The sequence below is a fragment of the Trinickia fusca genome (assembly GCF_003628145.1).
Lineage (GTDB): Bacteria > Pseudomonadota > Gammaproteobacteria > Burkholderiales > Burkholderiaceae > Trinickia > Trinickia fusca.
Genome location: NZ_RBZV01000003.1, coordinates 586312 through 610767 on the forward strand (window position 1 = coordinate 586312; position 24456 = coordinate 610767).

26 protein-coding genes and 1 tRNA gene are annotated in these 24456 nt (G+C 63.5%); 12 read left to right on the top strand and 15 right to left on the bottom strand.

Translation table 11 applies throughout. From position 1 onward, the window contains the following. Positions 1-71: 71 nt before the first annotated feature. Genes D7S89_RS11955 through def form a run of 3 tightly spaced genes read right to left on the bottom strand, consistent with a single transcriptional unit; the run spans position 72 to position 2299 of the window. Complete coding sequence (locus D7S89_RS11955; protein ID WP_121277856.1) at positions 72-713, bottom strand: LysE family translocator; 642 nt, start codon at positions 711-713, stop codon at positions 72-74. Between the two features lie 58 nt (positions 714-771). Beyond that, positions 772-1761 (bottom strand): methionyl-tRNA formyltransferase, encoded by a 990-nt coding sequence (gene fmt / locus D7S89_RS11960; protein ID WP_121277857.1) that lies wholly within the window; start codon positions 1759-1761, stop codon positions 772-774. Positions 1762-1795: 34 nt separating this feature from the next. Beyond that, positions 1796-2299, bottom strand: a complete 504-nt coding sequence (gene def, locus D7S89_RS11965) for a peptide deformylase (RefSeq protein WP_121277858.1) — start codon at positions 2297-2299, stop codon at positions 1796-1798. Between the two features lie 212 nt (positions 2300-2511). Here def and dprA point away from each other — a divergent pair, with 212 nt between their 5' ends. The 3 genes from dprA (at position 2512) to D7S89_RS11980 (ending at position 7118) form a co-directional block, all read left to right on the top strand. Then, positions 2512-3774: a DNA-processing protein DprA gene (gene dprA / locus D7S89_RS11970; RefSeq protein ID WP_425470781.1), complete on the top strand. Its 1263-nt coding sequence runs from the start codon at positions 2512-2514 to the stop codon at positions 3772-3774. 84 nt (positions 3775-3858) lie between these two features. After that, on the top strand, positions 3859-4236 hold the full coding sequence (locus tag D7S89_RS11975; protein ID WP_121277947.1) for a thioredoxin family protein: 378 nt from the start codon (positions 3859-3861) through the stop codon (positions 4234-4236). Between the two features lie 212 nt (positions 4237-4448). Further along, on the top strand, positions 4449-7118 hold the full coding sequence (locus D7S89_RS11980; RefSeq protein ID WP_121277859.1) for a DNA topoisomerase III: 2670 nt from the start codon (positions 4449-4451) through the stop codon (positions 7116-7118). Positions 7119-7256: 138 nt separating this feature from the next. On the opposite strand, the gene D7S89_RS11985 is transcribed toward D7S89_RS11980, so the two are convergent. Together D7S89_RS11985 and D7S89_RS11990 are read right to left on the bottom strand one after the other, a co-directional pair. Next, a complete protein-coding gene (locus D7S89_RS11985; RefSeq protein WP_121277860.1) occupies positions 7257-8351 on the bottom strand; it encodes a LysR family transcriptional regulator in 1095 nt (364 codons plus the stop codon). A 247-nt stretch (positions 8352-8598) separates the two neighbouring features. Continuing rightward, positions 8599-10458 carry a phosphoenolpyruvate carboxykinase (GTP) gene (locus tag D7S89_RS11990; RefSeq protein ID WP_121277861.1) on the bottom strand — a complete coding sequence of 620 codons (1860 nt, stop codon included), beginning with the start codon at positions 10456-10458 and terminating at the stop codon, positions 8599-8601. 306 nt (positions 10459-10764) lie between these two features. On the opposite strand from D7S89_RS11990, the gene D7S89_RS11995 reads away from it, so the two are divergent. Then, complete coding sequence (locus tag D7S89_RS11995; RefSeq protein ID WP_121277862.1) at positions 10765-11784, top strand: D-2-hydroxyacid dehydrogenase family protein; 1020 nt, start codon at positions 10765-10767, stop codon at positions 11782-11784. A gap of 33 nt (positions 11785-11817) precedes the next feature. On the opposite strand, the gene D7S89_RS12000 is transcribed toward D7S89_RS11995, so the two are convergent. Together D7S89_RS12000 and D7S89_RS12005 are read right to left on the bottom strand one after the other, a co-directional pair. Beyond that, positions 11818-12687, bottom strand: a complete 870-nt coding sequence (locus D7S89_RS12000) for a patatin-like phospholipase family protein (RefSeq protein WP_121277863.1) — start codon at positions 12685-12687, stop codon at positions 11818-11820. Between the two features lie 65 nt (positions 12688-12752). After that, positions 12753-13157 carry a PaaI family thioesterase gene (locus D7S89_RS12005; RefSeq protein WP_121277864.1) on the bottom strand — a complete coding sequence of 135 codons (405 nt, stop codon included), beginning with the start codon at positions 13155-13157 and terminating at the stop codon, positions 12753-12755. 237 nt (positions 13158-13394) lie between these two features. Here D7S89_RS12005 and D7S89_RS12010 point away from each other — a divergent pair. From D7S89_RS12010 to D7S89_RS12035, 6 genes are all read left to right on the top strand, one after another. Then, positions 13395-13470 (top strand) — tRNA-Lys (locus tag D7S89_RS12010). 244 nt (positions 13471-13714) lie between these two features. Then, positions 13715-14011, top strand: a complete 297-nt coding sequence (locus D7S89_RS12015; RefSeq protein ID WP_121277865.1) for a type II toxin-antitoxin system MqsR family toxin — start codon at positions 13715-13717, stop codon at positions 14009-14011. Positions 14012-14013: 2 nt separating this feature from the next. Continuing rightward, positions 14014-14415, top strand: a complete 402-nt coding sequence (locus tag D7S89_RS12020; RefSeq protein WP_121277866.1) for a type II toxin-antitoxin system MqsA family antitoxin — start codon at positions 14014-14016, stop codon at positions 14413-14415. Positions 14416-14548: 133 nt separating this feature from the next. Beyond that, positions 14549-14932 (top strand): DUF2946 domain-containing protein, encoded by a 384-nt coding sequence (locus tag D7S89_RS12025; RefSeq protein ID WP_121277867.1) that lies wholly within the window; start codon positions 14549-14551, stop codon positions 14930-14932. A gap of 176 nt (positions 14933-15108) precedes the next feature. Then, positions 15109-15966: a hypothetical protein gene (locus tag D7S89_RS12030; RefSeq protein ID WP_245982835.1), complete on the top strand. Its 858-nt coding sequence runs from the start codon at positions 15109-15111 to the stop codon at positions 15964-15966. Positions 15967-16093: 127 nt separating this feature from the next. Continuing rightward, the gene (locus D7S89_RS12035) at positions 16094-16471 is read left to right on the top strand and encodes a copper resistance CopC family protein (RefSeq protein ID WP_121277869.1); all 378 of its coding nucleotides are present in this window, start codon (positions 16094-16096) and stop codon (positions 16469-16471) included. A 23-nt stretch (positions 16472-16494) separates the two neighbouring features. On the opposite strand, the gene D7S89_RS12040 is transcribed toward D7S89_RS12035, so the two are convergent. From D7S89_RS12040 to D7S89_RS12070, 7 genes are all read right to left on the bottom strand, one after another. Then, on the bottom strand, positions 16495-17205 hold the full coding sequence (locus tag D7S89_RS12040; protein WP_245982812.1) for a DUF4336 domain-containing protein: 711 nt from the start codon (positions 17203-17205) through the stop codon (positions 16495-16497). A 223-nt stretch (positions 17206-17428) separates the two neighbouring features. After that, entirely contained in the window at positions 17429-18217 is a 789-nt protein-coding gene (locus D7S89_RS12045) for a c-type cytochrome (RefSeq protein ID WP_121277871.1), read from the bottom strand. Then, positions 18214-19839, bottom strand: coding sequence for a b(o/a)3-type cytochrome-c oxidase subunit 1 (locus D7S89_RS12050; protein WP_121277872.1), 1626 nt, complete (start codon positions 19837-19839; stop codon positions 18214-18216). The genes D7S89_RS12045 and D7S89_RS12050 overlap by 4 nt, the downstream gene beginning before the upstream one ends. Further along, on the bottom strand, positions 19829-20398 hold the full coding sequence (locus D7S89_RS12055; RefSeq protein ID WP_121277873.1) for a cupredoxin domain-containing protein: 570 nt from the start codon (positions 20396-20398) through the stop codon (positions 19829-19831). The genes D7S89_RS12050 and D7S89_RS12055 overlap by 11 nt, the downstream gene beginning before the upstream one ends. A gap of 17 nt (positions 20399-20415) precedes the next feature. After that, complete coding sequence (locus D7S89_RS12060; RefSeq protein WP_121277874.1) at positions 20416-20595, bottom strand: cytochrome c oxidase subunit 2A; 180 nt, start codon at positions 20593-20595, stop codon at positions 20416-20418. An 11-nt stretch (positions 20596-20606) separates the two neighbouring features. Continuing rightward, positions 20607-21866 (bottom strand): c-type cytochrome, encoded by a 1260-nt coding sequence (locus D7S89_RS12065; RefSeq protein WP_121277875.1) that lies wholly within the window; start codon positions 21864-21866, stop codon positions 20607-20609. 26 nt (positions 21867-21892) lie between these two features. After that, entirely contained in the window at positions 21893-22600 is a 708-nt protein-coding gene (locus D7S89_RS12070; protein ID WP_121277876.1) for a c-type cytochrome, read from the bottom strand. Between the two features lie 698 nt (positions 22601-23298). Between D7S89_RS12070 and D7S89_RS12075 the strand changes: the two genes are divergently transcribed. Together D7S89_RS12075 and D7S89_RS12080 are read left to right on the top strand one after the other, a co-directional pair. Further along, a complete protein-coding gene (locus D7S89_RS12075) occupies positions 23299-23910 on the top strand; it encodes a helix-turn-helix domain-containing protein (RefSeq protein WP_245982813.1) in 612 nt (203 codons plus the stop codon). 125 nt (positions 23911-24035) lie between these two features. After that, positions 24036-24227: a glycine zipper 2TM domain-containing protein gene (locus D7S89_RS12080; protein WP_121277878.1), complete on the top strand. Its 192-nt coding sequence runs from the start codon at positions 24036-24038 to the stop codon at positions 24225-24227. Between the two features lie 120 nt (positions 24228-24347). On the opposite strand, the gene D7S89_RS28285 is transcribed toward D7S89_RS12080, so the two are convergent. Then, positions 24348-24456: elongation factor 1-alpha C-terminal domain-related protein (locus tag D7S89_RS28285; protein ID WP_425470785.1), on the bottom strand; the 109-nt coding region annotated here is incomplete at its 5' end.

Genomic DNA, 24456 nt, shown 5'->3' on the forward strand with positions numbered 1-24456 from the left:
GCTGCCGTCAGGGCAGCACAGCGAATAATTGTAAGCGATTCGTCAGGCAAGCGCGCGCAGGAAAAATTCAATCAGCGGTGCGCGGTGGCGAGCTTCAGGCCCAGGCCGACGAACGCGCTGCCGACCACGCGATCGAGCCACTTCTTCACGCCGGGCTTGCCGCCGAGCCGACGCGTCACACTGCCGGCCACCCATGCGACGAAGCTGTTCCAGACCGTGCTCATCGCGAGAAACACGGCGCCCAGCGCGAGGAACGCGAGCACCTTGTGGTCGGCGTCGGCCGACACGAATTGCGGGAAGAACGAGACGAAGAACAGCACGACCTTGGGGTTCAGCACGTTCGTCCAAAAGCCTTGCACGAACAGCTGCCGGAGCGGCTTGGGCGCGCCGGGCATGCGCGTTTCGGAGACTTGCGCGACCTTGTCGGGCGACGCGAGCAGCAACCGCACGCCCAGATAGATCAGGTAAATCGCGCCCGCGATCTTGATCACGGTAAAGGCCGCCGCGGATGCCGCCAGCAGCGCCGTCAACCCGAATGCACAAGCGAGTGCATGCACGCAGCAGCCGGCCGAAATGCCGAGCGCCGACATCAAGCCCGCGCCACGGCCTTGCGCGATGCTGCGCCCGACGATGTATGCCGTATCCGGTCCCGGCGTGATGTTCAGAAGAAAGACTGCGGCGACGAACAACGGGAAATGCACGATACCGAACATCCTGGGCTCCTTCGCTGACCTGCGGTTCAAATAGAGGCCAAATGCGCCTTCACCGGCGTCACGCCTGCGTTGGCAGGCTCAGGTGCTCGCCTGCGGTGAGCGTCGCACCGGCCAGAAAATCGCGCACCGGCAAGCGCTTGCCGCCCGGCTTCTGCAATTGCAGCAGGCGCAGCGCCCCTTCGCCGCAAGCGACGACGACGCCATCGGCCGATACGTCGACGATCGTACCCGGTGGCGCGACATGCGAGCGATCGGCCATCGGCTCGGCCGCCCAGATTTTCAGTGCCGTGCCATCACCAAGCGTGGCCACACCGCCCGGAAACGGGTCGAACGCACGAACCTGACGCGCCAGCACAGTGGCCGGCTTGCGCCAGTCGAGTGCGGCTTCGTGCTTGCCGATCTTTTCCGCGTAGGTCACGCCTGCGGCCGGTTGCGGCGTGGCGGCGAGCGAGCCGTCGCGCTCGAGTTGCGTCAGCGCTTCGACGATGAGCCGTGCGCCGTCGGCCGCGAGCTTGTCGTGCAGCGTCGCCGTGGTGTCGACGGGCTCGATGGGCATGCGCGCCATGCTGAGCATCGCGCCGGTGTCGAGCCCCGCGTCCATCTGCATCAGCGTGATGCCGGTTTCGCTGTCGCCGGCTTCGATCGCGCGGTGGATCGGCGCCGCGCCGCGCCAGCGAGGCAGCAGCGACCCGTGGATGTTGATGCAACCGTAGCGCGGGATGTCCAGCACTTCCTGCGGCAGCAGCAGCCCGTAGGCTGCGACGACCATCACGTCGTGCGGCGTCGCTCGCAGCCGTTCGATGGCTGCCTCGGCTTCGGCCGGGAACTTGCCGCTACGGCGCAGCGACGGCGGCTGCGCCACCTCGAGCCCGCGCTCGAGCGCATAGCGTTTGACGGCGCTCGCCTGCAGCTTCATGCCGCGACCGGCAGGGCGGTCGGGCTGCGTCAGGACGAGCGGAATCGGAAAGCCGGCCGCGTCGATCGCGGCGAGGGCCGCCGCGGCGAACTCGGGCGTGCCGGCGAAAATGACACGCAGCGTATGGGTCATGGCAACGAACGTCGAGGGATCGCTGGGTCGCGCGTTACATCGCGTGCGCGAGCTTCTTCATCTTGGTCTTGATGCGTGTCTGCTTGAGCGACGAAAGATATTCGACGAACACGCGCCCCATCAGGTGATCCATCTCGTGCTGGACGCACACGGCGAGCAGGCCTTCGCAGTCGAGCTCGAACGGCTCGCCCTTTTCGTTCAGCGCGCGCACGCGCACACGCTCGGCGCGCTCGACGTTGTCGTAGACGCCGGGCACCGACAGGCAGCCTTCCTCGGACAGCTTGCGCTCGTCGCTCGACCACACGATCTCGGGATTGATGAACGCACGCAACTCGTCGTGCGCATCGGACACATCGATGACGATGACGCGCTCATGCACGTCGACCTGCGTCGCGGCGAGGCCGACGCCGGGCGCCGCGTACATTGTCTCGGCCATATCGGCGACGAGCTTGCGAATGCGATCGTTGACCTCGGCGACGGGCTTCGCGACCGTGTGCAGGCGTTTATCGGGGTAATTGAGGATGCTCAGTAAGGCCATGATGTGAAAGTCGTCGGTTACGCATGACGCGGGGCACAGTCCGTAAGTTACGGCATGTGCCGTCGAGGTTCGATAGGCCGTTCGGCCAGCTTGTACGCGTCTTGCCGTACATCGAACATACGTCGAACAACGCGCGCCGAAGTGCCGCCACGCGAAGGCAGGCGAGCATTCGCGACGCGCAGAAGGTGATTCCGGATGGTGAAAATTTTAGCATGGCCCCCGCGCCTTCGCTGGCGGCGGCCGATGGGCGACACACGATGCAGGCCTTGTCGATGACCGATGCAGAGCTGGCCGCATGGCTCGCGCTTGCGGCTGCGCGCGGCCTGCCACCCGCCACGCTGCGCAAGCTGCTGGCCGAGTTCGGCGCTCCCGAGGCGTTGCGTGCCCAGCCCTTCGCGGCACTTGCGCGAGCAGCCAGCGAGAACGCCGCGCGCGCCATCCTTGCCGAACCCGAGGAAGGCTTCGAGCAGCGGCTTGCCATCACGCGCGCCTGGCTCGAAGTGCCGGGCAACGCCATCGTCACACTCAGCGATCCCGCTTATCCGGCCATGCTGCTGGCCACGCACGATCCGCCGCCGTTGCTATATGTAAGAGGCCGCCTCGCGCTGCTGCACGCGCCGAGCGTCGCGATCGTCGGCAGCCGCAGTGCGACGCCACAAGGTCTCGAGGATGCCGGGCACTTTGCGCGCACGCTCGCCGACGCGGGCCTGACGATCGTGTCCGGCCTCGCGCTCGGCATCGACGCCGCCGCACATCGCGGCGCGCTCAACGCGCACGCGGGCACTCTGGCGGTGATCGGCACGGGTGCCGACCTCGTCTATCCGGCCAAGCACCGGGCGCTTGCGCACGAGATTGCAGCCTGCGGTGCGATCGTGTCCGAATGGCCACTCGGCACGCCGGCCCGGCCCGCGCATTTCCCCCAGCGCAATCGTCTGATCGCGGGGCTGGCGCGCGGAGTACTGATCATCGAGGCCGCGCTGCGCTCGGGGTCGCTGATCACGGCGCGGCTGGCCAACGAAGCCGGGCGCGACGTGTTCGCGGTGCCGGGCTCGATCCACGCACCGCTCGCGCGCGGCTGTCACCAGTTGATCAAGGAAGGCGCGAAGCTCACCGAAACGCCGGCGGACGTGCTCGAGGAGTTCGGTATCGCGCAGCCCGCAGCACCGCCCGAACCAGCGACGGGGACGCAGGGCGAGGGCGAAAGCGAGGCACGGATGCCGCTTGGTGCGTCCGTCGACAAGCCCTCGAGATTGGCATCAGGCCCCACTTCGCATCGGGTCTCGACGCGCGAGCTCGAACCGGCCGCCGAGCGTTTGCTGGCCGCGCTCGGCCACGCACCGGCAACGCTCGAAGTCCTGGCCGAGCGCACCGAGATGGACAGCGCGTCGCTACAAGGCGTACTGCTCTCGCTCGAACTGGCCGGTCACCTGACCACCTTGCCGGGTGGACGCTTCGCCCGCATTGCCCGGCACTGAAGTAGGGCCACAACGGACTCTCCGCACTACCGTGCTACATTCGCTCGAATCAAAGACATGGAATATCACGCAAGGAATGCCATCATGCCCGCGCTGAATCTCGATACCGACGGAGACCGGATCGCCGAGCGCATTGCCGATAGCGACACGCTGCTCGTCGCGTGTCTATGTGCGCAATGGTGTGGGACATGCCGCGAGTATGGCGAAGGCTTCGATCGCCTGGCCGACTCGCACCCCGAGATCTGCTTCGTGTGGATCGACATCGAAACGCACGCGGACCGCTTCGACGATCTCGACGTCGAGAACTTCCCGACGCTGCTGATCGAAGACAGCGTGACCACCCGATTCTTCGGCACGGTGCTGCCGCACGTATCGATCGCCGAACGCATGCTGTCGGACCTGACTGCGCTGCCGGGTGCCATCGGCGCGCCGAAATTGCGACCGGCGCTCGCCGCGGTTTGACGCTGTTCGCGCGGTCGGAAACCGTGCCTGGCAAGGGCCGCTACAAGACGTGCGGCAGACGGCAGCAAGGGCTTCATTCATACGGAAGCTATGTTGCCCAAGCAAGGCACTTTTTCCGACGAACGGACGCCGCGCACTCGGCGTGTGCTATAAAGCGGTCGTTAAAGGGACCACAATCCGGGATTTGACCCCGGTTACTACACCATCCTGTCATGTCCAAAGCACTGATCATTGCGGAGAAGCCTTCTGTCGCGAACGACATCGCGCGCGCGCTCGGCGGCTTCACCAAACATGACGAGTATTACGAAAACGACGAATTCGTGTTGTCGTCGGCGGTCGGCCATCTGGTCGAGATCGCGGCGCCGGAAGAATATGAAGTGAAGCGCGGCAAATGGAGCTTTGCCCATCTGCCCGTCATCCCCCCGCATTTCGACTTGCAGCCGATCGCCAAGAGCGAGTCGCGGCTCAAAGTCCTGACCAAGCTCATCAAGCGCAAGGACGTCGAACGTCTGATCAATGCCTGCGACGCGGGCCGCGAAGGTGAGCTGATCTTCCGTCTGATCGCACAGCACGCCAAGGCCAAGCAGCCGGTTCAGCGACTGTGGCTGCAATCGATGACACCGGCCGCCATCCGCGACGGGTTCGCGCAACTGCGCACCGATGCCGACATGCAGCCGCTCGCCGATGCGGCGCGCTGCCGCTCCGAGGCCGATTGGCTCGTCGGCATCAACGGCACGCGGGCGATGACCGCATTCAATAGCAAGGGCGGCGGCTTCTTCCTGACGACCGTCGGCCGTGTGCAGACGCCCACGCTGTCGATCGTCGTCGAGCGCGAAGAGAAGATCCGCCAATTCGTGCCGCGCGACTACTGGGAAGTGCGTGCCGAGTTCGTGTGCGCGGGCGGCTTCTACGAAGGCCGCTGGTTCGATACGAAATTCAAGCGCGACGAGTTCGATCCCGAAAAGCGCGATTCGCGTTTGTGGAGCCTTGCTGCGGCCGAATCGGTCGTGGCGGCGTGCCGCGATCAAGTGGGCACCGTCAGCGAGGAGTCGAAGCCATCGACTCAGCTCTCGCCGCAGCTGTTCGACCTGACGAGCCTGCAGCGCGAAGCGAACGGTCGCTTCGGCTTCTCGGCAAAGAACACGCTCGGCCTCGCACAGGCGCTGTATGAAAAGCACAAGGTGCTGACCTATCCGCGTACCGATGCGCGCGCGCTGCCCGAAGACTATCTGGGCACGGTGAAAAGCACGCTCGAGATGCTCAAGGAGAGCAACAACTACCTGCCGTTCGCGAAGCAGGTACTCGACAAGGGTTGGGTGAAGCCGAACAAGCGCATCTTCGACAACTCGAAGATCAGCGATCACTTCGCCATCATCCCGACGCTGCAAGCGCCGAAGTCGCTGTCCGAGCCCGAGCAGAAACTCTACGACCTCGTCGTGAAGCGCTTCCTGGCCGTGTTCTTCCCGGCCGCCGAATACCGCGTCACGACGCGCTTGACCGAAATCGCGGGCCATCACTTCAAGACCGAAGGCAAGGTGCTCGTCGAGCCGGGCTGGCTGCAGGTGTACGGCCGCGAGACGAGCGGTGAGGACGCGAACCTCGTGCCCGTGCAAAAGGACGAGAAGGTCAAGACCGACAAGATCGCCGCGCACGCCCTCGTCACCAAGCCGCCCGCGCGTTACAACGAAGCGACGCTGCTCTCGGCCATGGAAGGCGCGGGCAAGCTCGTCGAAGACGACGAGCTGCGCGAGGCGATGGCCGCGAAGGGCCTCGGTACGCCAGCCACGCGCGCGGCCATCATCGAAGGCCTGCTCGGCGAAAAGTACCTCGTGCGCGAAGGCCGCGAGCTGATCCCGACGGCCAAGGCCTTCCAGTTGATGACGCTGCTGCGCGGCCTCGACGTGAAGGAACTGACGGCCCCCGAGCTCACGGGCGAATGGGAATACAAGCTCTCGCAGATGGAGCGCGGCAAGCTCGCGCGCGATACGTTCATGCAGGAAATCGCCCGCATGACGCAGACCATCGTCAAGCGCGCGAAAGAGTACGACTCCGATACGATCCCTGGCGACTACGCGACGCTCTCCACGCCATGCCCCAATTGCGGCGGGCAGGTCAAAGAGAACTATCGGCGCTTCGCCTGTACGCAGTGCGAATTCTCGATTTCGAAGATTCCGGGCAGCCGCCAGTTCGAAATCGAGGAAGTCGAGACGCTGCTTGCCGCGAAGGAAATCGGGCCGCTGTCGGGCTTTCGCAGCAAGATGGGGCGTCCGTTCTCGGCGATCCTCAAGCTCGCGTTCGACGACGAAACGAAGAACTACAAGCTCGAGTTCGACTTCGGCCAGGACCAGGGCGGCGAAGACGGCGAAGCGCCCGACTTCTCCGAGCAGGAGCCGGTCGGCGCGTGTCCGAAGTGCCAGGCACGCGTGTTCGAACACGGCATGAGCTATGTCTGCGAGAACTCGGTCGCCACGCCGAAGTCCTGCGACTTCCGTTCGGGCAAGGTCATCCTGCAGCAGGAGATCACGCGCGAGCAAATGGCCAAGCTGCTCGGCGAAGGCCGCACCGATTTGCTCACGAGCTTCAAGTCCTCGCGTACGGGCCGCAACTTCAAGGCTTACCTGGTCAAGCAGAACGACGGCAAGATCGGCTTCGAGTTCGAGAAGAAGGAACCGTCGGCAAAAACCGCGGCCAAGTCGGCTTCGCGTGCACGCTCGACCGGTGAGGCGGAAGCCAATGGCAACGGTGAGGGTGAAACCGCTGCAGCACCGGCCAAGAAAACGGCGGTGAAAACGGCGGTGAAAACCGCCGCGAAGACGGCGACCAAGACTGCCGCCAAGCCGGCCGCAAAGAAGACGACCACCCGCAAGCGCGTCGCCACCTGACCGTCAAACCCCTCGAGCCCCGATAAAACGCAGCGGCGCTTCACGAATCGGTGAAGCGCCGCTGCGTCGTTTCGATCAATGCGTGAGCAAACGCGCTGAAGCCGGCGCGCGCCTCATCCGCAATATCGAGATATCAAATCAAACCGGCGAGGGCGTCGTCACGCGCTCACGCGCAGCCCGCGGCACCTTCGGGGCCGAATTGCCGCCGCCGCGCCGCACCGTGTAGGGCTTGGCGCCGGCTTCGAACGGCTCCGCGGCCAACTGCGGTTCCTCCGCCCGCGGCATCACCGGCGCCACCGGAAGCGGGCCGTCCTTGAGCCACAGCTCGCCGAGCGTGCCATTCGGTGTCTGGCTGAAGTGGTCGACGAGGTGATCGATGAAGGTCCGCACCTTGGCCGGCAGGTGACGCCGGCTCGGGTAGCCGATATTGACCTCGAGCTGCGGCAACCGGTAATCGGCCAGCAGCCGCACGAGATTGCCGCGCGTAGCGTCGCTGCCGATCAGATAGCTCGGCAGAATCGCGATGCCCATATCGAGCAGCGCGAACTGACGCAGCATCTCGGTGTTGTTGACGACGATGACGTTCGACGGACGAACGCGAATTTCGCCCTCGGGCCCCGTGAACACGCGCTCGTCGCCCCAGTATTCCGAAGGCAGGCTCAGGCACGCGTGCTCGGCCAGCTGTTCGGGACGCGTGGGCGTGCCGTGCTTCTCCAAGTACGCCGGCGTGGCGCAGACGATCATGCAGCCCGTCGTGAGCCGGCGCGTGACGATGCTCGCACTGCGCATCTTCTGCGCGATCACGATCCCGACGTCGAATCCTTCCTCGACCAGATCGACGCCGCGATCGACGAGGGTCAGATCTGGAATGACCTTCGGATAGCGCTGCGCGTACGTTTGCAGCACGGGCGCGAGGTTATGCAGCCCGAACACGACGGGCGCGACGATGCGCAGCGTGCCGACGGGCTCGTGATTGCGGGCGACGACCATTTGCTCGACGTCCTCGAGTTCGTCGAGAATCTGCCGGGCGCGTTCGAGGTAGACCTGCCCCGATTCGGTCAGCGAGAGGCTGCGGGTCGTGCGGTTGAGCAGACGGGTGCCGAGGCGGCCTTCGAGATCGGCCACATGGCGCGTGGCAACGGCGTTCGAAATGTCCATCGCGCTGGCTGCGCGAGCGAAACTGCCGAGATCCGCCACTTTCACGAACACACGCATCGACTGCAAATGATCCATTGACGACTCCTACCGCTGTTGTTGCTCAGAAAAAAAATCCCGAGCCAATTCGTAATTGTCCTACGACTTTGAATCTCGCGCAGAGTTGCCTAAACACGGTGTTTAATTTTCGAATCGTCAGGTTCGCCGCAAATAAGCGCATTTCCGGCAGAAAACCCACATCGGCTGGCCGGAACGCGCAAAAAAAGACCGCCCGAAGGCGGTCTTTTCGATAAATCAAACGTAAACAGCTTGTTTGAGGAATCCTTCAAGCAGCGGCGAGCCGCCCCTCGATCTGCGCTTTCGTCTGCGTCAATGCCTCGGGCAAGCGGTGGCGCAGCGTATCGAACAGCTCGGCGTGCAGCGCGAGTTCCTGGCGCCAGGCCGCGTCGTCGACCGAAATCACCTGCTCGAACTGCTCGCGCGTGAAATCGAGGCCATTCCAGTCGATGTCCTCATAGCGCGGCGACATCCCGAATGCGTGATCGACGCCCTCCGTGTGACCTTCGATGCGCCCGATCATCCAGTGCAGGACGCGCATGTTCTCGCCGAAGCCCGGCCAGACGAATTTGCCGTCCGGCCCCTTGCGGAACCAGTTGACGCAGAAAATCTTGGGCAGCTTCGCACCGAGCGCATCGAGCCGCGCGCCGACCTTGAGCCAGTGATCGAAGTAATCGGCCATGTTGTAGCCGCAGAACGGCAGCATCGCGAACGGATCGCGACGCACGACGCCTTGCTGCCCCACTGCCGCCGCCGTCGTCTCCGACCCCATCGTCGCGGCCATGTACACGCCCTCGACCCAGTTTCGGGCCTCGGTCACGAGCGGCACCGTGCTCGAGCGGCGGCCGCCGAAGATGAAGGCGTCGATCGGCACGCCTTCCGGGTTCTCCCAGTCGGCATCGATCGACGGACATTGCGAGGCCGGCGCCGTGAAGCGCGCGTTCGGGTGCGCGGCCTTGCGCCCCGTCTCCTTGGCGATCGCAGGCGTCCAGTCTTGGCCTTGCCAATCGATCAGGTGCGCGGGCGCCTCATCGGACATACCCTCCCACCAGACGTCGCCGTCGTCGGTCAGCGCCACGTTCGTGAAGATGACGTTCTGCTTGAGCGTCGCCATCGCGTTGTAGTTCGTCTTCTCGCTCGTGCCCGGCGCGACGCCGAAGTAGCCGGCCTCGGGATTGATCGCGTACAGGCGGCCGTCCGTGCCCGGCTTGATCCATGCGATGTCGTCGCCGATCGTCGAAATCGACCAGCCGCTCATGCCACGCGGCGGAATCAGCATCGCGAAGTTCGTCTTGCCGCACGCCGACGGGAACGCGGCCGCGACGCGGTATTTGCGCCCCTCGTGCGACGTCACCGACAGAATCAGCATGTGCTCGGCGAGCCAGCCTTCGGCGCGGCCCATCGTCGACGCAATGCGCAGCGCGAAGCATTTCTTGCCGAGCAGCGCGTTGCCGCCGTAGCCCGAGCCGAAACTCCAGATCTCGCGCGTCTCGGGAAAATGCACGATGTACTTCGTGTCGTTGCAGGGCCACGACACGTCCTTGGCCCCGTCGACGAGCGGCGCGCCCACCGAGTGCACGCACGGCACGAAATGGCCGTCGGCACCGAGCACGTCGTACACCTGGCGGCCCATGCGCGTCATGATGCGCATGTTGACGACGACGTATGGGCTATCGGTCAGCTCGATGCCGATGTGCGCGATCGGCGAGCCCAGCGGGCCCATCGAAAACGGCACGACATACATCGTGCGACCGCGCATCGCGCCGTCGAACAGACCGTTGAGGGTCTCACGCATCTGCGCGGGCTCGACCCAGTTATTCGTCGGACCAGCGTCTTCGCGCTGCTGCGAGCAAATGAACGTGCGGTCTTCGACGCGCGCGACGTCGGACGGATCGGAGCACGCGAGATACGAGTTCGGGCGCTTCTCGGGGTTCAAACGCTTGAGCGTACCGGCCTCGACCATCTGCGCACAGAGACGGTCGTTTTCTTCTTGCGAGCCATCGCACCAGACGATCTTGTCGGGCTTGGCGAGCGCGGCCACGCGCTCCACCCATTCGATCAGCTTGTGATTCTTGACGTAGGCAGGGGCGTCAACTGTAGCCATACCTGCAAAAGCGGGGTGATTCATCGAGCAGTCTCCGTTTTGTCTTCATTAAAGGAAACGGTTGCGCTCGCTGACGCTGCGGGCGAGAGGCGCGTGGGCACGCGAACGCTGCGCGTGACGACGGGCAGTACGTCAGGAGCTAAGCAGCTTGCGCGCGGGTGCGACAAGCTGTTAAAAAGAAGCGGTCCTGCCTAGTCGAAGCTGTGGGCATCGTAACCAGCGGCGTTGCATCGCTCATGCCAACTTGTGCTCCCTATGACAGGTTGGAACCGACAAGGATATCACCCCGTCTACTGTGTACATCGTGCACTGCAATATCCCCGCTTACTTATGAAGATTGCCATTCTTGACGACTACCAGGACGCCGTCCGCAAGCTCGATTGTTTTCAGCTGCTTGTGGGCCATGAAGTCAAAGTCTTCAATAACACCGTGCGCGGCTTGGGTCAGTTGGCCAGCCGACTCGCCGAAGTCGATGCGCTCGTGCTGATTCGAGAGCGCACACGCATTACGTCGCAGCTGCTCGATAAATTGCCGCATCTGCGGATGATTAGTCAGACGGGAAAAGTTTCGAATCACATCGATTTGGGCGCCTGTACCGAACGCGGCATCTCCGTGCTCGAAGGCGTAGGCTCGCCCGTGGCGCCCGCCGAACTGACGTGGGCGCTGATCATGGCCGCGCAGCGGCGCATTCCTCAGTACGTTGCGAACCTCAAACAGGGCGCGTGGCAGCAATCGGGCTTGAAGACGTCGGCGCTGCCGCCGAACTTCGGTCTCGGCCAAGTGCTGCGCGGACAGACGCTCGGCATCTGGGGCTACGGCAAAGTCGGCCGAATCGTGGCCGGCTACGGCAAAGCGTTCGGCATGAAGGTGCTGATCTGGGGTCGCGAGCATTCGCTCGAAGCGGCCAAGGCCGACGGTTACGACGTGGCGGAAAACCGCGAGGCGCTGTTCGAGCAAAGCGACGTGCTGACGCTGCATCTGCGTCTGCACGACGACACGCGCGGCATCGTCAAGCAGGCCGACCTGCTGCGCATGAAGCCGACGTCGTTGTTCGTCAACACGAGCCGCGCCGAGTTGCTCGAAGAGAATGCGCTGGCAAGCGCGCTGGCGCGCAACCGGCCCGGGATGGTCGCAATCGACGTCTTCGAAAGCGAGCCGATCCTGCAGGGCTATGGGCTGCTGCGGCTCGAGAACGTCATCTGCACGCCGCACATCGGCTACGTCGAGCGCGAAAGCTACGAGCTCTACTTCAGCGCGGCGTTCAAGAACATCCTCGCCTTCGACAAGGGCGATGTGTCGAGCGCCGTGAACCCTGCGGCACTGACGGTCGGACGACGGCGAGGTTATTGATCGGCGATTGATCTGATGGAACGGCTGCGCACGTCAGGCGTGCGTAGCCGGCTGGAACAGTGTCGGCAGGCGGCGCAGGAAAGCTTCGCCGTCGGCGCGACCCAGCTCATAAGCCGGCCGCATCAACGCCGGCTGCGTGTAATCCCAGCTCGAAATCGGCACTTTGCGCGACGGCTGCACGTACAGGCGCTGCTGCTCGCCGTGTGAGAGCACGAACATCTGCGGACGCGGATACTGGCGAGTGACCATCACGAGGACGCGCCCTGGCGACGCATCGAGCGCGCCGACAGGCACGTTGTCGACCATGCCGCCATCGAGCACAGGCTTGCCGCCGCGCCGGAGCACCGGCGTGAAGGGCGGCGTGCACGACGATTGCAGGATCAGGTCGGCGAGTTCGTCGACGCGCGCGCAATCCTGTACGCGCACGTATTCGGGGCGAAAGCCGAGCGTCTGGCCCAGCGTCGGATGCAGCGTCTTGCGGACGTGCTTTTCGATGTTGTACGCGATGAGGCCGGCCGCCACCGCGCTGCGCGCGCCGAGCCAGCTCGGGACGTGCGACACGCCGACGCGAATCTCCGGTGCACTGGAAAGGCCTGCGAACGACTCGCCGTAGATGTCGAGTAGTGCTTGACGATAAATGCGGTAGTGCGGAAACACCGACGCGCCGCGCCGCCACAGGTTGCCCCAATAGGCATTTTTCGTATTCCCGCGCAGCACCTGCTCGTAGTAGCGCATGACCCATTGCGAGTCGCGCGTGTAGAGCATGCATGCGGTGGCCGCGCCGGCCGAGATGCCGGCGATCACGCGCGGCTTCAGTGCGATTTCGGGCTGAACGACGTCCCAGAATCCCGCTTGCCACCAGCATCGGTTACCGCCGCCAGCAAAGACGACCTGATCGAACATGCTTGCTGTTTCCTTGCGTTGGCGGTGCGCGCGCGCCCGTCGTTAGTTAGTCGATGAGCGCACCGTCAGTTGACGAGTGCGTAGGTGGTGGTCGCGTGCACGGCCATCTTGCCGTCCTCGTCGAACAGCTCGACTTCGCCGAACACGAGATTACGGCCCATGCGCAGCACGCGCGCGGTCACGAGCACGTCGCCCTTGCGGACGGCGCGCATGAAGCTGATGTTCAGCGAGACCGTCGTCATCGGCCGGAATTCGCCGAGCGCGGCGGAAATCGCGACGATCATCGCGGTATCGGCTGCGGCCATGAAGACCTGGCCGCAGATGACGCCGCCCGAATGGCGCAGTTCGCCGGAGAAGGGCAGGCGCAACGTGGCGCTCTCATCCGTCGCCGAGACGGGCGTGAGGCCGAGGGCGCGCACCCACGGGGCCAGCACGCGGTCGAGCAGGGCGATAATCGCGTTTTCGTTCATGGGAAGGTCTCCTGGCTGCTTGCTGCGGACGCCGTCACCGTGTCGGTCGCATGCGAGCGGCGCTTGTCGTGGCGCAATCATACCGGCGCGCGGAAAATCGCACCGGGGAGGGGGACATCGGGGTTAGTGGCGGGCTGTAGGACGGGGCTTCGCAGGCCCCGGTGCACAATTTTTAAGAAAAAATGACGAAAGGGGCTAGGCAAGCGAAAAAAAGTCCTGCATAATTCGCCTTCTGTTGGGGCGTTAGCTCAGTTGGTAGAGCAGCGGACTCTTAATCCGTAGGTCGAGTGTTCGAGTCACTCACGCCCCACCAAAAATTCAAGCAAAAAGCCCAGTCCTCGTGACTGGGCTTTTTGCTTTCTGAATCCCGAATCCCCCCTCGATCTCAAATGCCGAAATAAGCACTTCGAATGCGCGCGTCGGCAAGCAGCATCGCGGCCTCCCCGGACAAAACGACCTCACCGTTTTCAAGCACGCACCCACGCGTCTGCATATTCAGTCCGTCTGATTCTCCCTAGCCTACCTGCTATACTAACCTAGTAGGTTAATCTTCTTTCATGGAGAAACGAACCCCACATTGCAAGCTAAGCGTCGTCAAATCCTTGGTTCAGCAGGGCAAGGTGCGCACCACAAATTCGGCGCGTGTCGGCGCAGTCGCGTTGGGGCTCAACTACGAAGGGTTGCTCGAAGTCGTAGCGGCCCTACAGTCGGTGGACTTCTACAAGAGCATGACGACCTACGCGGATCACACTGTCTGGCAAGACGTGTATCGCCCGCGCACGCCACACGGTGATGGGTATCTGAAACTTACCGTGATCGACGACGTGTTGATCGTATCCTTCAAGGAGTTGTGAAAATGAAATGTCCTGTGTGCGGCGCGGCGGATCTGATTCACGACACGCGCGACATACCCTATATGTACAAGGGCGAAACAACCACGATTCCCGATGTCACGGGCGATTTCTGCGCAGCTTGCGGTGAGTCGGTTCTGGAAGCGGCCGAATCGACGCGCGTGATGGATGCGATGAACACCTTTGCCAAGGAAGTCAATGCGTCGCTGGTCGATCCCGCGTTCATCACAAGTGTTCGGAAGAAGCTGGCTTTGGATCAACGCGAAGCCGCGGAAATATTCGGCGGTGGCGTAAACGCATTTTCGCGGTATGAGACAGGCAAGACGAAGCCGCCCGTGGCGCTCGTCAAGTTGCTAAAGGTGTTGGACAAGCACCCGGATCTGTTGCCCGAAGTGCGTGCGCTATAGCATCGACACGCGCGCGATGCCAGGCACAGCGTCGCTTGCAAACACACTCAGCAAAAACGCTCAGACGCGATTCCCGTGCATGGCATAATCCGCCGCGCTGCTCCCCCCTCATGGACCACGAACTGCCGGCGCCGTGCTGAACCGCTTTCACCAGAAGATTGGCTGCATCTTGGGATTGCTTGCCATCCTGCTGGTCACGCTCGCGCCGACGATTTCGCATGCTCTAGCCGGTCACGAGCAAGCAGCGGCGCTTTCGGCATCGATCTGCTCCGCACAATCTGCGCCCGACGACACACCGGGCAATCAGGACGCATCCCACTCGCTGACCGCCCATTGGCAGACTTGCGGCTATTGCAGCCTGCTCGCGCATATGCCCGTCGTGCTGCCTGGCGCGCAATCCGCCTTCGCGGTGGCCGTCTGGGTCATTCAGCACAAAGCGGCGACCACCTTCGAGAGCGTTCGCCTCGCCGAGCCGGTCACCTTCACGCAGCCTCGCGCCCCGCCGATTTCATCCTAAGTTTACGTTGAGCCTTACCGCAGCCGACGCGATGCATCGATCGCATCGCAGAACCTCGCACGTTTGTATCAAGCGTGCGAGGGCGTCGCTACGACCTCGAACAACATCAAAACGCAGGATGAAACGTGCTGACCACCTCCAAGCACCGTAGCAAGCCGCTTTTCTCGATCACGCTCATTTCCGCCGCCGCGGCCGTATTGCCGCTGTCCCTGTCGCTCGCATCGTCCCCCGCTAGCGCCCACGCCATTGCCGGCGACCGCGTCTTTCCCGCCACGTTGGCCGTCGACGATCCCGGCGTCGGCGACGAAGCCAACCTCCAATACAGCCACACGCGCACCTCCGGCGACAACGGCGATCAAAGCATCAACACCTTCGGCTTCGAATACGACAAGCTGATCACACCAAGGCTGGCGGCATCGATCGACGGCAGCTACGTCATGCAGAACAACCCGACCACGCGCGGCTTCGACAACTTCGGCATCGGCCTGAAGTATCTGCTGTATGTGAACGACGCCCATGAATTCATGACGTCGGTCGGTGTGCATGCGGAGCTCGGCGGCACGGGCAGCCACGCGATCGCCAACAACTTCTCGACGATCTCGCCGACTGTCTACGTAGGCAAGGGGATGGGCGATCTGCCCGATGCTTTGGCATACCTGCGCCCCATTGCGGTGACCGCCGAAGCCGCGCCCGCGCTGAACACCGGCGCCGACCAGCCCAATGCGTTCAACTACGGCTTCACCGTGCAGTACAGTCTGCCGTACCTGCAGCAGCACGTGCGCGATATCGGTCTGCCGCAGCCGCTGGCGAATCTGATTCCGATCGTCGAGGTGCCGTTGTCGAGAAGTCAGGGCCAGACGACCGGCACGATCAACCCGGGCTTCATCTGGATCAATCGCTATGGCCAGTTCGGCGTCGAGGCGCAGATACCGATCAACAGTGCGAGTGGGTCGCACGTAGGCATTCTCGTGCAGGCCCATCTGTTCTTCGACGACATCGCACCCAAGACATTGGGCAAGCCGTTGTTCCAGTAGCCAGCAAAGCAATCCGCAATGAGCGGCCCGCTATGGGAAACCGGTTAGCGGGCCGCTCGGGCAGAACGTCCAACAACTATCGTCGGCGGGCCATTCGCGCCGACTCTCTTGAGAGCCATCGACCATCATGAAGACGTATCGCTTGAATGCACTAAGCGCTCGCGGCCTCGCCGCCGCACTGACGCTTGCCGTCGCGCAGCTCGCGCATGCACATGCCTATCCGACTCATCAAGCGCCGGCAGCAGGCTCCACAGTCAACACTTCGCAGAACGAAGTGATCATCGACTTCGACGACGCACTCGAACCGGCATTCAGCTCGATCGCCGTCACCGATGCGCACGGCAAATCCGTGACCAGCGGCAAAGCGGTGTTCGACCCGGCCAATGCCAAGCGCATGTCGGTTCGCCTCGCCGCACTGGCGCCGGGCGTGTATTCGGTGGCGTGGGTAGCCGTCGCGGCCGACGGACACCGCACGCAAGGCCATTACACGTTCACCGTCAAATAAGGTAAGGCAGCGCCAGACTCGGCCTAGTCGCGCAAGAAGATAGAGAACGCCGCCTCCACGGCACGGTGTGCGTCGTGCTCGACGATCGCGTTGTGCGCCGTGATCACACGAACGAACGGCCAATCGAGAATGCGCTGGGCGCTGGCGCGCGCGGCCTGGCGATCCTTGACGGCCAAGCGGATCGTGCGGGGCACCGCCAGCCGCGTCCTGACACCTGTCAGCGCGGCATAGGCGCGTGCCCCGAAAGACAGGTCTCCTTGCCACCATTGGCACAGATCCGTCACGATCAACGTGCGTGATGGCTTGTGAAACCAAATGGTTTCGTTACCGAACGGAATCCCCGCGAAAAAGACCTGATCGAGATCGGTCTCCCATTCGGGCTCCGCAGACCCGCCGAGTTCGCGCATGTTCCGCAAGTCGGGGCGCTTGCTCGACAGCCCTGGCGCGCCAAACAGCACGGCTTTCGGATATGCGGCGAGGCATGGTCCGGCGAACAGATGATGCAGTTTGTTGGGCGCGATCACGTACCGCACAGGCCCCAGCTCGTCCACTTGAGCACGAACCTCGTGCGACAACGGCACAGGGGAATGCAGCCAGAGAGACCGATCGCTGAGCCTCACGACGGTCATGCGCGACGACACAGGCATGCCTGCTATCTTGAACGCATGCTGGACATGCCAGAGATCTTGGGTAATAGCCTTGAGCATGGGATAAGTGCCCTTTGTGGTTGCCAACTTTTATACTCAGCCAGCACATATTAACGCCTGATCACATCCCCCAATCGACGCCGAAACCCGCGAGATAATTGCGCAGGCAGTCCGCATCGTTTGGTTGCTTCTTCGCGCGACGCTATGGCCACCGGCACGCGGCCAGTCCCAACGCATAGCAAAAAGCAAAAGGGCCGCAAGCATCGGTCGCTTGCAGCCCCCTTCTTGTACTCGTTCGTCAGCGTAACGCTTACGGTTGCCCCGAGTAATACCTTGCCGCTGCCTCGACCTCGGCCGGCGTCATCTGCCGCGCCACATTGCGCATTTGCGCGCTGATATCGTTGTGCCGCTCGCCCGAAACGAAAGCCTGCAACTGCGCACGAATATAGACAGCCGGCTCCCCCTCGAGCCACGGCGTACCGATCTTATGATCAGCCGCCCCATGACATGCCGCGCACGGTGCAATGTTGCGCATCGGCGAACCCGTTGCAACGATCTCGGGCACGCTCTGCCCCACCGGATGCTCAGCACCGAGCCGCGGCAGCGACGCATAGTACGCGGCGAGGTCGCGTATGTCCTGATCAGTCAGCGAGGTCGCCATCGGACTCATCACGGCATTGACGCGCGCACCACTCTGAAAATCCTTCAGCTGCTTATAGACGACAGTCGCATACTGTCCCGCCAGATTCGGTGAATTGGCGTAACTGAGCCCCTGCGGGCCATGGCACATCGTGCAGCGCAATGACAGCGTCGCGCCACGGCCAATCGACAGCGCGTCGGCGCCGGCCAGCGTCGTCGGCGTAAGGACGACCTCGCTCGTCTTCACATGCGAGGTTTCAGGCTCCGACACGAGCCATTTCTGCGGCACGCCGGCCGCGCTGCAGATGGCGTTCCAGATACCGGTGAACTGCGCGTCGCGCTGCGCCGACGGCAGCCAAACGAAGCCGATCAGGATCGACACGATGACTGTGACGATCGTCGCGCCGACGCTCAGTGTGAACCACCGATTGCGCAGCGAGAAAAGGCGTTCTTGGCTCATCGCGGCGCTCCCATCCAGACGGCCGGCACGGACGTTTGCTTGAGCACCATCAACTGCGCGATCGGGTAGCCATAGTTGACGACCGTCAATGCAATCATCAGCGTGATCCACAAACCGAAGCTGTTCAGTGCCACCGGCAACGACGCAGGCTCATGCACGGCCTTGGCAAACGTGAAGCGTGGTGCGGTAGTCCGCTTACCTGTGTGCCCCTTCCAGAGCACGATGAAGAACAGCACGGCCGACGCGACGAGAATCAACGCCCCGATGAACGAGATCACGACGGTGATGGCCTCGGGTGCGATGCCCGGATTGCTGTAATCGAAGTACGCCATGCGTCGCGGCATGCCGAGAATGCCTGCGTAGTGCCACGGGAACGTCGTCACGAGCATGCCGATGAACCACAGCCACAGCTGCCACTTGATCAGCGTGACGCTCCCGAGCGCACGGCCGGTCAGGTACGGCCACAGCTCATAGGCGATGGCGAAGTACATGATGACGATCGCCCCGCCGAAGATCAGGTGAAAGTGCCCCGTGATCCACTGCGTGTTGTGGATGGTCGAGTCGAGCTGGTAGCTCATGTTGATGAGGCCGCCCGCGCCCCCGAAGCCCAGCATCACGAACGAGAACGCAAGCGCGAGCATCATCGGCTCATGCCACGGCAGCGCGCGCAGCCAGCCGAAGATGCCGCGTCCGCCACGCAGCCGGCCCGCGATCTCGACCGAGGCGCAGATCGTGAACACGGTCAGCAGTGTCGGCACGGCGACGAGCGCCGTGAACACCGATTGCAGGAACTTGAAGCCCGAACCCACTTGCGGATCGGCGAACAGGTGGTGAATACCGATCGGCATCGCGATCACGAGGAACAGGATGAACGAGATGCGCGCCATCATGTCGCTGTAGAGCCGCCCGCCGATCGCACGCGGCACGAGCGTGTAATAGGCGATGTAGGTCGGCATGAGCCAGAAGTAGACGATCGCATGCAGCGTCCACGAGAAGAACACGCGCGCGAGCCCCGAGTCGATCGTCGACCTCAGACCCAGCGCGACGGGCAGGATCTGGAACAGGATCTCAATGGCCGCACCGATCGCGGTCCAGCCCCACAGATACGAGCCCGCGACGTTCGCGAACATGGCGAGCGGCACCGGCTTGCCGGGGTTCGCACGCTTCCACACGTAGAGGTTCACCGACATCAGCGCGACCCAGATCCACGAGCCCACGACGACGAGCACGACACCGATGTAATAGAACGGGCTGCCGATCATCGGCGGATAGAACGTGTACAGCACCGATGCGTGGCCAAGCGACACCGGCACCATCGCAACGACCGAGCCGATGGCGACGAGCCACCAGCCGAGCCACGCCCAGCGCGCGCCGCGCACCGGCTGCTCGAGCGCGAGCTCGGTGATCGCATAGCCGAAGCCCATCGCGATCAGCGTGGGCAGCACATACCCCATCACCGAGCCATGCGCCGTGACGGAACGATAGTAGAGCTCGGGGTGATGCAGCCAGCCACTGAGCGGGCTGCGCACATACATCTGCCATGCGCCGAGCAGCAAGGCGACCCCGAATGTCGCGAACGCCAGCCAGAAATGCGCGAGCACGAGTCGTCGGTTAGTTAGCACAGCTGAGCCTCCGGGCGGTTGCCGCGAGCGAATCGAAACGGGCGCGGTCGATGACCTTCACATGCGCCCACATACCTTCGTGACCCGTGCCGCAGTACTCGTGGCACGGCATCAGGTGCTCGCCCGGCTTGTCGAACGTGGTCTTGAACGTGGCGACGTAGCCGGGCTCGAGCATCGAGTTGATATTCGTGTCGGCGATCAGAAAGCCGTGCACGACATCGGCGCTCGTCGCGCGGAACGTCACGGGCGTGCCGGCCGGCACGAGAATGCACTGCGGCGTGAACGAGTACTGCTGGGCGACGATGCGCACCGTCGCCGAGCCGTCCGCCTCGCGCGCGGTGCCGAGGTTGCTTTCGATGAATTCGCCCGAGACATGGAGCGTCGTCGGATCGATGGTTTCGACGCGGGAGGGCGGCATCATGGCCCAGTGCAGGCCGGTGTAGACGACCATCGCCACCAGCAGCAACATCAGGCCGACAACGAAGAACGCCCACTTGCGTTCGACGCGCGCCGCGACGTCGCCGGCATCGGAGTGGCCGGGTAGAGGAAGGTTCGACATGTGGCTCGATCAGTGAATCATTGAATGACGCCGCGAGGCAGGAAAATCAAAAAGTAAAACGCGAACCAGAGGGCGATCACGATCGCCGTCGCGATGCCGGCAACGGCGAGGGCACCCTTGGGCCCGGCGCCGACGATTTCGTGGATGCGCTGCTCGTCCGTGTCAAACGATGCGCGCGCGTCGTTGCGTGGTTCCATGACGTCCTCGATCAATTAAGCGGAGCCGAGCGCAGCGCGTTCGCTTCTTTCGCCGTGACCGGCGTGCCGCGATTGCCCCATGCCGTGCGGATGAACGTGACGACGGCCGCGACCTCCTCGTCCGACAACGACTGCGCGAACGGCGGCATGCCGTACGGCATCGGATTCTTGATGGTGCCCGGCGCATAGCCGCCGTTCAACACCATCCGGATCGGATTGACGGCCGAGGTCATCTGGATCGACTGGTTGTTCGCGAGCGGCGGAAAGTCGGGCAGCTTGCCTTGCCCCACGTTGCCGTGGCAGGTGGAGCACTGCGCGTCGTAAATCTTGCCGCCGAGCTTGAACAGCAGCGCGCGCTCTTCGTGTGAGGCCGTGGCCGGAGCAGTGCCGCTTTCGGTGTTGCCGTGCTGCGGCAGTGACTTCAGATAGACCGCCATCGCACGCGCGTCGTCGTCCGTCACGTATTGCATGCTGTCGTAGACGACCTCGGCCATCGGCCCGTACACGGCGCCACGTCGCGACACACCCTTTTGCAGCAAGTCGGCGATGTCCTCGATGCTCCAGTCGCCGAGCCCGGCTTCCTTGTTCGACGTCAGCGACGGCGCGTACCAGTCCTGCATCGGAATCAGGCCACCTTCGAACGCCTTCGATTCGGAGCTGCCACCCAGCGCGTTGATGGCCGTGTGGCACATCGAGCAATGGCCGAGCCCTTGCACGAGATAGGCGCCGCGATTCCATTCGACCGAGCGCGTCGGGTCGGGCTGATACTCGCCCTCGCGGAAGAACAGCGTGCGCCAGCCGATCAGCAGCTGACGATTGTTGTAAGGAAAGCGCAGCTCATGCGGGCGATTCGGCTGCCGCACGGGCGGCACCGAGCGCAGATACGCGAAGATGGCATCGGAGTCGGGACGTGTGATCTTCGTGTACGCGGCGAACGGCATGGCCGGATACAGCAGCGCACCGTCGCGCGAGCGGCCCGTGTGCATCATCGTGTAGAACTCGTCGGCGCTCCATTTGCCGATGCCCGTTTCACCGTCGGACGTGATGTTCGGCGAATAGAGGGTGCCGAACGGGGTGGGCATCGCGCGACCGCCCGCGAACAGCTTGTCGCCGGGCTTCGTGTGACAGGCGATGCAGTCGCCCGCGCGCGAGAGATATTCGCCGCGCTTGACGATGTCGGCCGCGCCGGCGGGGCCCTGCGCCACGGCAAGCGCACTCGCCGCCGCCAGCGCGACGCCTGCGCCGAGGCGCGCAATCATGCGTGGGATCATGGAAAAAGCTGCCACCGGTTACTCCGTCATTGCGGTTCGCTGCCGCATGCGAGCGGCATCTTGAGACTGCCCTGGGCTGCGGGCGCGGGATTGGCAGGCCCCGGCGATGCCGCGAGCCACGCCGCGACGGCGCTGATGTCGTCGTTGCTCAGGCGCGAGGCCACGTCGTGCATGCAATCAGGTGCGATCGAAGCGCGTGTGCCGTAGCGCCAAGCGCCCAGTTGCGCGCTGATGTACTCGGCGTGCAGGCCCAGCAGGCCCGGGATGGCCGGCTCCATGCCTGTCAGCGCTGCGCCGTGACACGCCGCGCACGCGGGAATGTGCTGCGCGGGGTCGCCAGCCTTCACGAGCTGCTGACCGCGCTGCAATACGGCCGGCGTCACGGCCGCCGTAAGCGCCGGCGGGTAGGGGGGACGCTGCGCGGCAAAGTACTCGGCGATACGACGCAGATAGGCGTCGGGCAGATAGGCGAGCAGGTAGTTCATGGGCGGGTACTGACGCCGCCCGTCGCGAAACGCGATCAATTGGTTGTACAGATAACCGGCAGGCTTGCCCGCCAGGCGCGGGAAGTAATCGTTGTCGGTGCCTTCGCCGTTTGCGCCGTGACAGGCGGCGCAGCCGAGCACGCGCGCTTGCATCGTGTCCGGCGCGCGCTCCATGTGCGGTTCCTGCGCGTGGAGCGCCCCTGCCCACAGTAGGCACGACAGAGCCCATGCAGCGGTTCTTCTCAGCATCACAATCTCGACTCCGGTGTTACGATCGATACGCCACGCGCGGGCGGCTTGTCACGTCAGTGTCACGCGACGCGCACAGCGGTGGGAACCGGAACGGCAATGCTACTTTTTGTGGCTGTGCCGACGATTCTAGTCAATGACACGACCTGGCCCAAGCGTCCTTGCCTGCATGCGTTCGCAGCCGAGCGAGCCACGCCATGCAGGTTTGTCGGCCAGACCGGTTCGGTCGCCAAAACGGGGCTATTAAACCTGTTGCGCATAACACAAACCTTGATCTAGATCATGATCCGCACCGGTTTTATGGTGCACAAACGACAGTCGGCGCCCTTCTGCGCAGGGGGTGCCACGCCGGGCTTGGCTCGGCGGCTTTGTGCGACGGTTAGCCGCGCGCGATCGGATGACAACGGGCCGTATCCGAGCGAAGCTTGTCGCAGGTGGGACAAGGCGCCTTCCCCGCGGCAACCGGCCGTATCACGGGAACGGTGTCACGGACGTGCGTAGGCGTCCGACAACGATTGAATAAGGGGAAGCAAATGTTGGTAGCGAGCGAGCGTACGGCGTTGCCTGCCGCGGGGTGCGAGGAGTCTGTCTCCACAACGCGCATGAAGGACGGGGAAGCAAAGGGGCCTTCGTGCAAGTCGTGCTCGATGCGCCACTTCTGCGCGATGACGCCGGAGGAGCTCGAGTCCACTGATCAAATGGACGAACTTGTACACAGCTACCGTCACTTGAAGAAAGGCGAGGCCCTATATCGGGTCGGCGATTCTTTCAAAAACCTTTACGCGGTCCGCACCGGATCGTTCAAGAAACTCTCGCTGCTGCCCGACGGTCGCGAGCAGGTGACGGGCTTCTTCCTGGCCGGCGAGGCACTCGGCGTCGACGGTATCTCGGCAGGCCGCTACGCGAACGATGTGATCGCCCTTGAAGACAGCAGCGTCTGCGTAATGCCGTTCGAAAAGCTCGAGTTGCTGAGCCGCGAGGTGGGCGCCGTCCAGCACCACCTGTACCGGGTGCTGAGCGCGGAGGTCGTGCGCGAGAGCGGGCTCATGCTGCTGCTCGGCACCATGACCGCCGATGAGCGCGTCGCCACGTTCCTGCTCGATCTGTCGCGCCGCTGGAAGCAGCGCGCCTATTCGCCGACGCAGTTCGTGCTGCGCATGACGCGCGAGGAAACGGGCAGCTTTCTCGGCATCAAGCTCGAGACGGTGAGCCGCACGCTGTCGCGCTTTCAGAAGAAAGGCTGGATCTCCGTGAAGGGCAAGGAGGTGCGCATCCTCGACTTCGGCGGGCTGACGCAGGCCGGCCACTGACGTTGCGGTGGCGGGCGGGCTGAACCGCCCGGTAGTGGCAGGGACCCTTCACGTGGATCGGAGAACAAGGCACGCCTCTTGCTCGCTTTCGCCTATAGCGAAACCATCGAGCAAAGAGGCAACCCATGATTCGATCTGGACGATTCAAGCATTTGAGCATCGGTGGCGTGCTCGCGGCGCTTGCGCTGCTGAGCGGCTGCACATTGGGCGGTGCGGCTGCAGGCGGCTATATCGGTCACGAAACGACGCATAGCACCGTTGGTACGGTCGGTGGTGCCGTAGCAGGCGGTATCGTCGGCTACGAGCTCGGCAAGTAATCCAGCTTTTTCATTCAACGTTACCGCTTTACAAGATCATCGCAGCGTTCCCGCCGATTTTCGATGACCGGCGTTCTGACGATGATTCGCAATCCTTACCGATTGTGAACGTGGGAACCATCACGCCGAAAACGCACGAATCATGCCGGCCGCGACCGTATGATGCGTGGCCTCGTCGATCAGCACGAACGCGCCCGTGCCCGGATGCGCCTCGTACGTGTCGCACACG

Bases quoted from the DNA above. Each gene is read 5' to 3' on its own strand.
- D7S89_RS12015 (WP_121277865.1), top strand. From the start codon at position 13,715: ATGGAGAAACGAACCCCACATTGCAAGCTAAGCGTCGTCAAATCCTTG.
- dprA (WP_425470781.1), top strand. From the start codon at position 2,512: ATGGCCCCCGCGCCTTCGCTGGCGGCGGCCGATGGGCGACACACGATG.
- D7S89_RS12035 (WP_121277869.1), top strand. From the start codon at position 16,094: ATGAAGACGTATCGCTTGAATGCACTAAGCGCTCGCGGCCTCGCCGCC.
- D7S89_RS12020 (WP_121277866.1), top strand. From the start codon at position 14,014: ATGAAATGTCCTGTGTGCGGCGCGGCGGATCTGATTCACGACACGCGC.
- D7S89_RS12060 (WP_121277874.1), bottom strand. From the start codon at position 20,595: ATGGAACCACGCAACGACGCGCGCGCATCGTTTGACACGGACGAGCAG.
- D7S89_RS11990 (WP_121277861.1), bottom strand. From the start codon at position 10,458: ATGAATCACCCCGCTTTTGCAGGTATGGCTACAGTTGACGCCCCTGCC.
- D7S89_RS12070 (WP_121277876.1), bottom strand. From the start codon at position 22,600: ATGCTGAGAAGAACCGCTGCATGGGCTCTGTCGTGCCTACTGTGGGCA.
- D7S89_RS12000 (WP_121277863.1), bottom strand. From the start codon at position 12,687: ATGTTCGATCAGGTCGTCTTTGCTGGCGGCGGTAACCGATGCTGGTGG.
- D7S89_RS11975 (WP_121277947.1), top strand. From the start codon at position 3,859: ATGCCCGCGCTGAATCTCGATACCGACGGAGACCGGATCGCCGAGCGC.
- D7S89_RS11980 (WP_121277859.1), top strand. From the start codon at position 4,449: ATGTCCAAAGCACTGATCATTGCGGAGAAGCCTTCTGTCGCGAACGAC.
- D7S89_RS12065 (WP_121277875.1), bottom strand. From the start codon at position 21,866: ATGATCCCACGCATGATTGCGCGCCTCGGCGCAGGCGTCGCGCTGGCG.
- D7S89_RS12045 (WP_121277871.1), bottom strand. From the start codon at position 18,217: ATGAGCCAAGAACGCCTTTTCTCGCTGCGCAATCGGTGGTTCACACTG.
- D7S89_RS12075 (WP_245982813.1), top strand. From the start codon at position 23,299: ATGGACGAACTTGTACACAGCTACCGTCACTTGAAGAAAGGCGAGGCC.
- fmt (WP_121277857.1), bottom strand. From the start codon at position 1,761: ATGACCCATACGCTGCGTGTCATTTTCGCCGGCACGCCCGAGTTCGCC.
- D7S89_RS11995 (WP_121277862.1), top strand. From the start codon at position 10,765: ATGAAGATTGCCATTCTTGACGACTACCAGGACGCCGTCCGCAAGCTC.
- def (WP_121277858.1), bottom strand. From the start codon at position 2,299: ATGGCCTTACTGAGCATCCTCAATTACCCCGATAAACGCCTGCACACG.
- D7S89_RS12080 (WP_121277878.1), top strand. From the start codon at position 24,036: ATGATTCGATCTGGACGATTCAAGCATTTGAGCATCGGTGGCGTGCTC.
- D7S89_RS11985 (WP_121277860.1), bottom strand. From the start codon at position 8,351: ATGGATCATTTGCAGTCGATGCGTGTGTTCGTGAAAGTGGCGGATCTC.
- D7S89_RS12055 (WP_121277873.1), bottom strand. From the start codon at position 20,398: ATGTCGAACCTTCCTCTACCCGGCCACTCCGATGCCGGCGACGTCGCG.
- D7S89_RS11955 (WP_121277856.1), bottom strand. From the start codon at position 713: ATGTTCGGTATCGTGCATTTCCCGTTGTTCGTCGCCGCAGTCTTTCTT.
- D7S89_RS12005 (WP_121277864.1), bottom strand. From the start codon at position 13,157: ATGAACGAAAACGCGATTATCGCCCTGCTCGACCGCGTGCTGGCCCCG.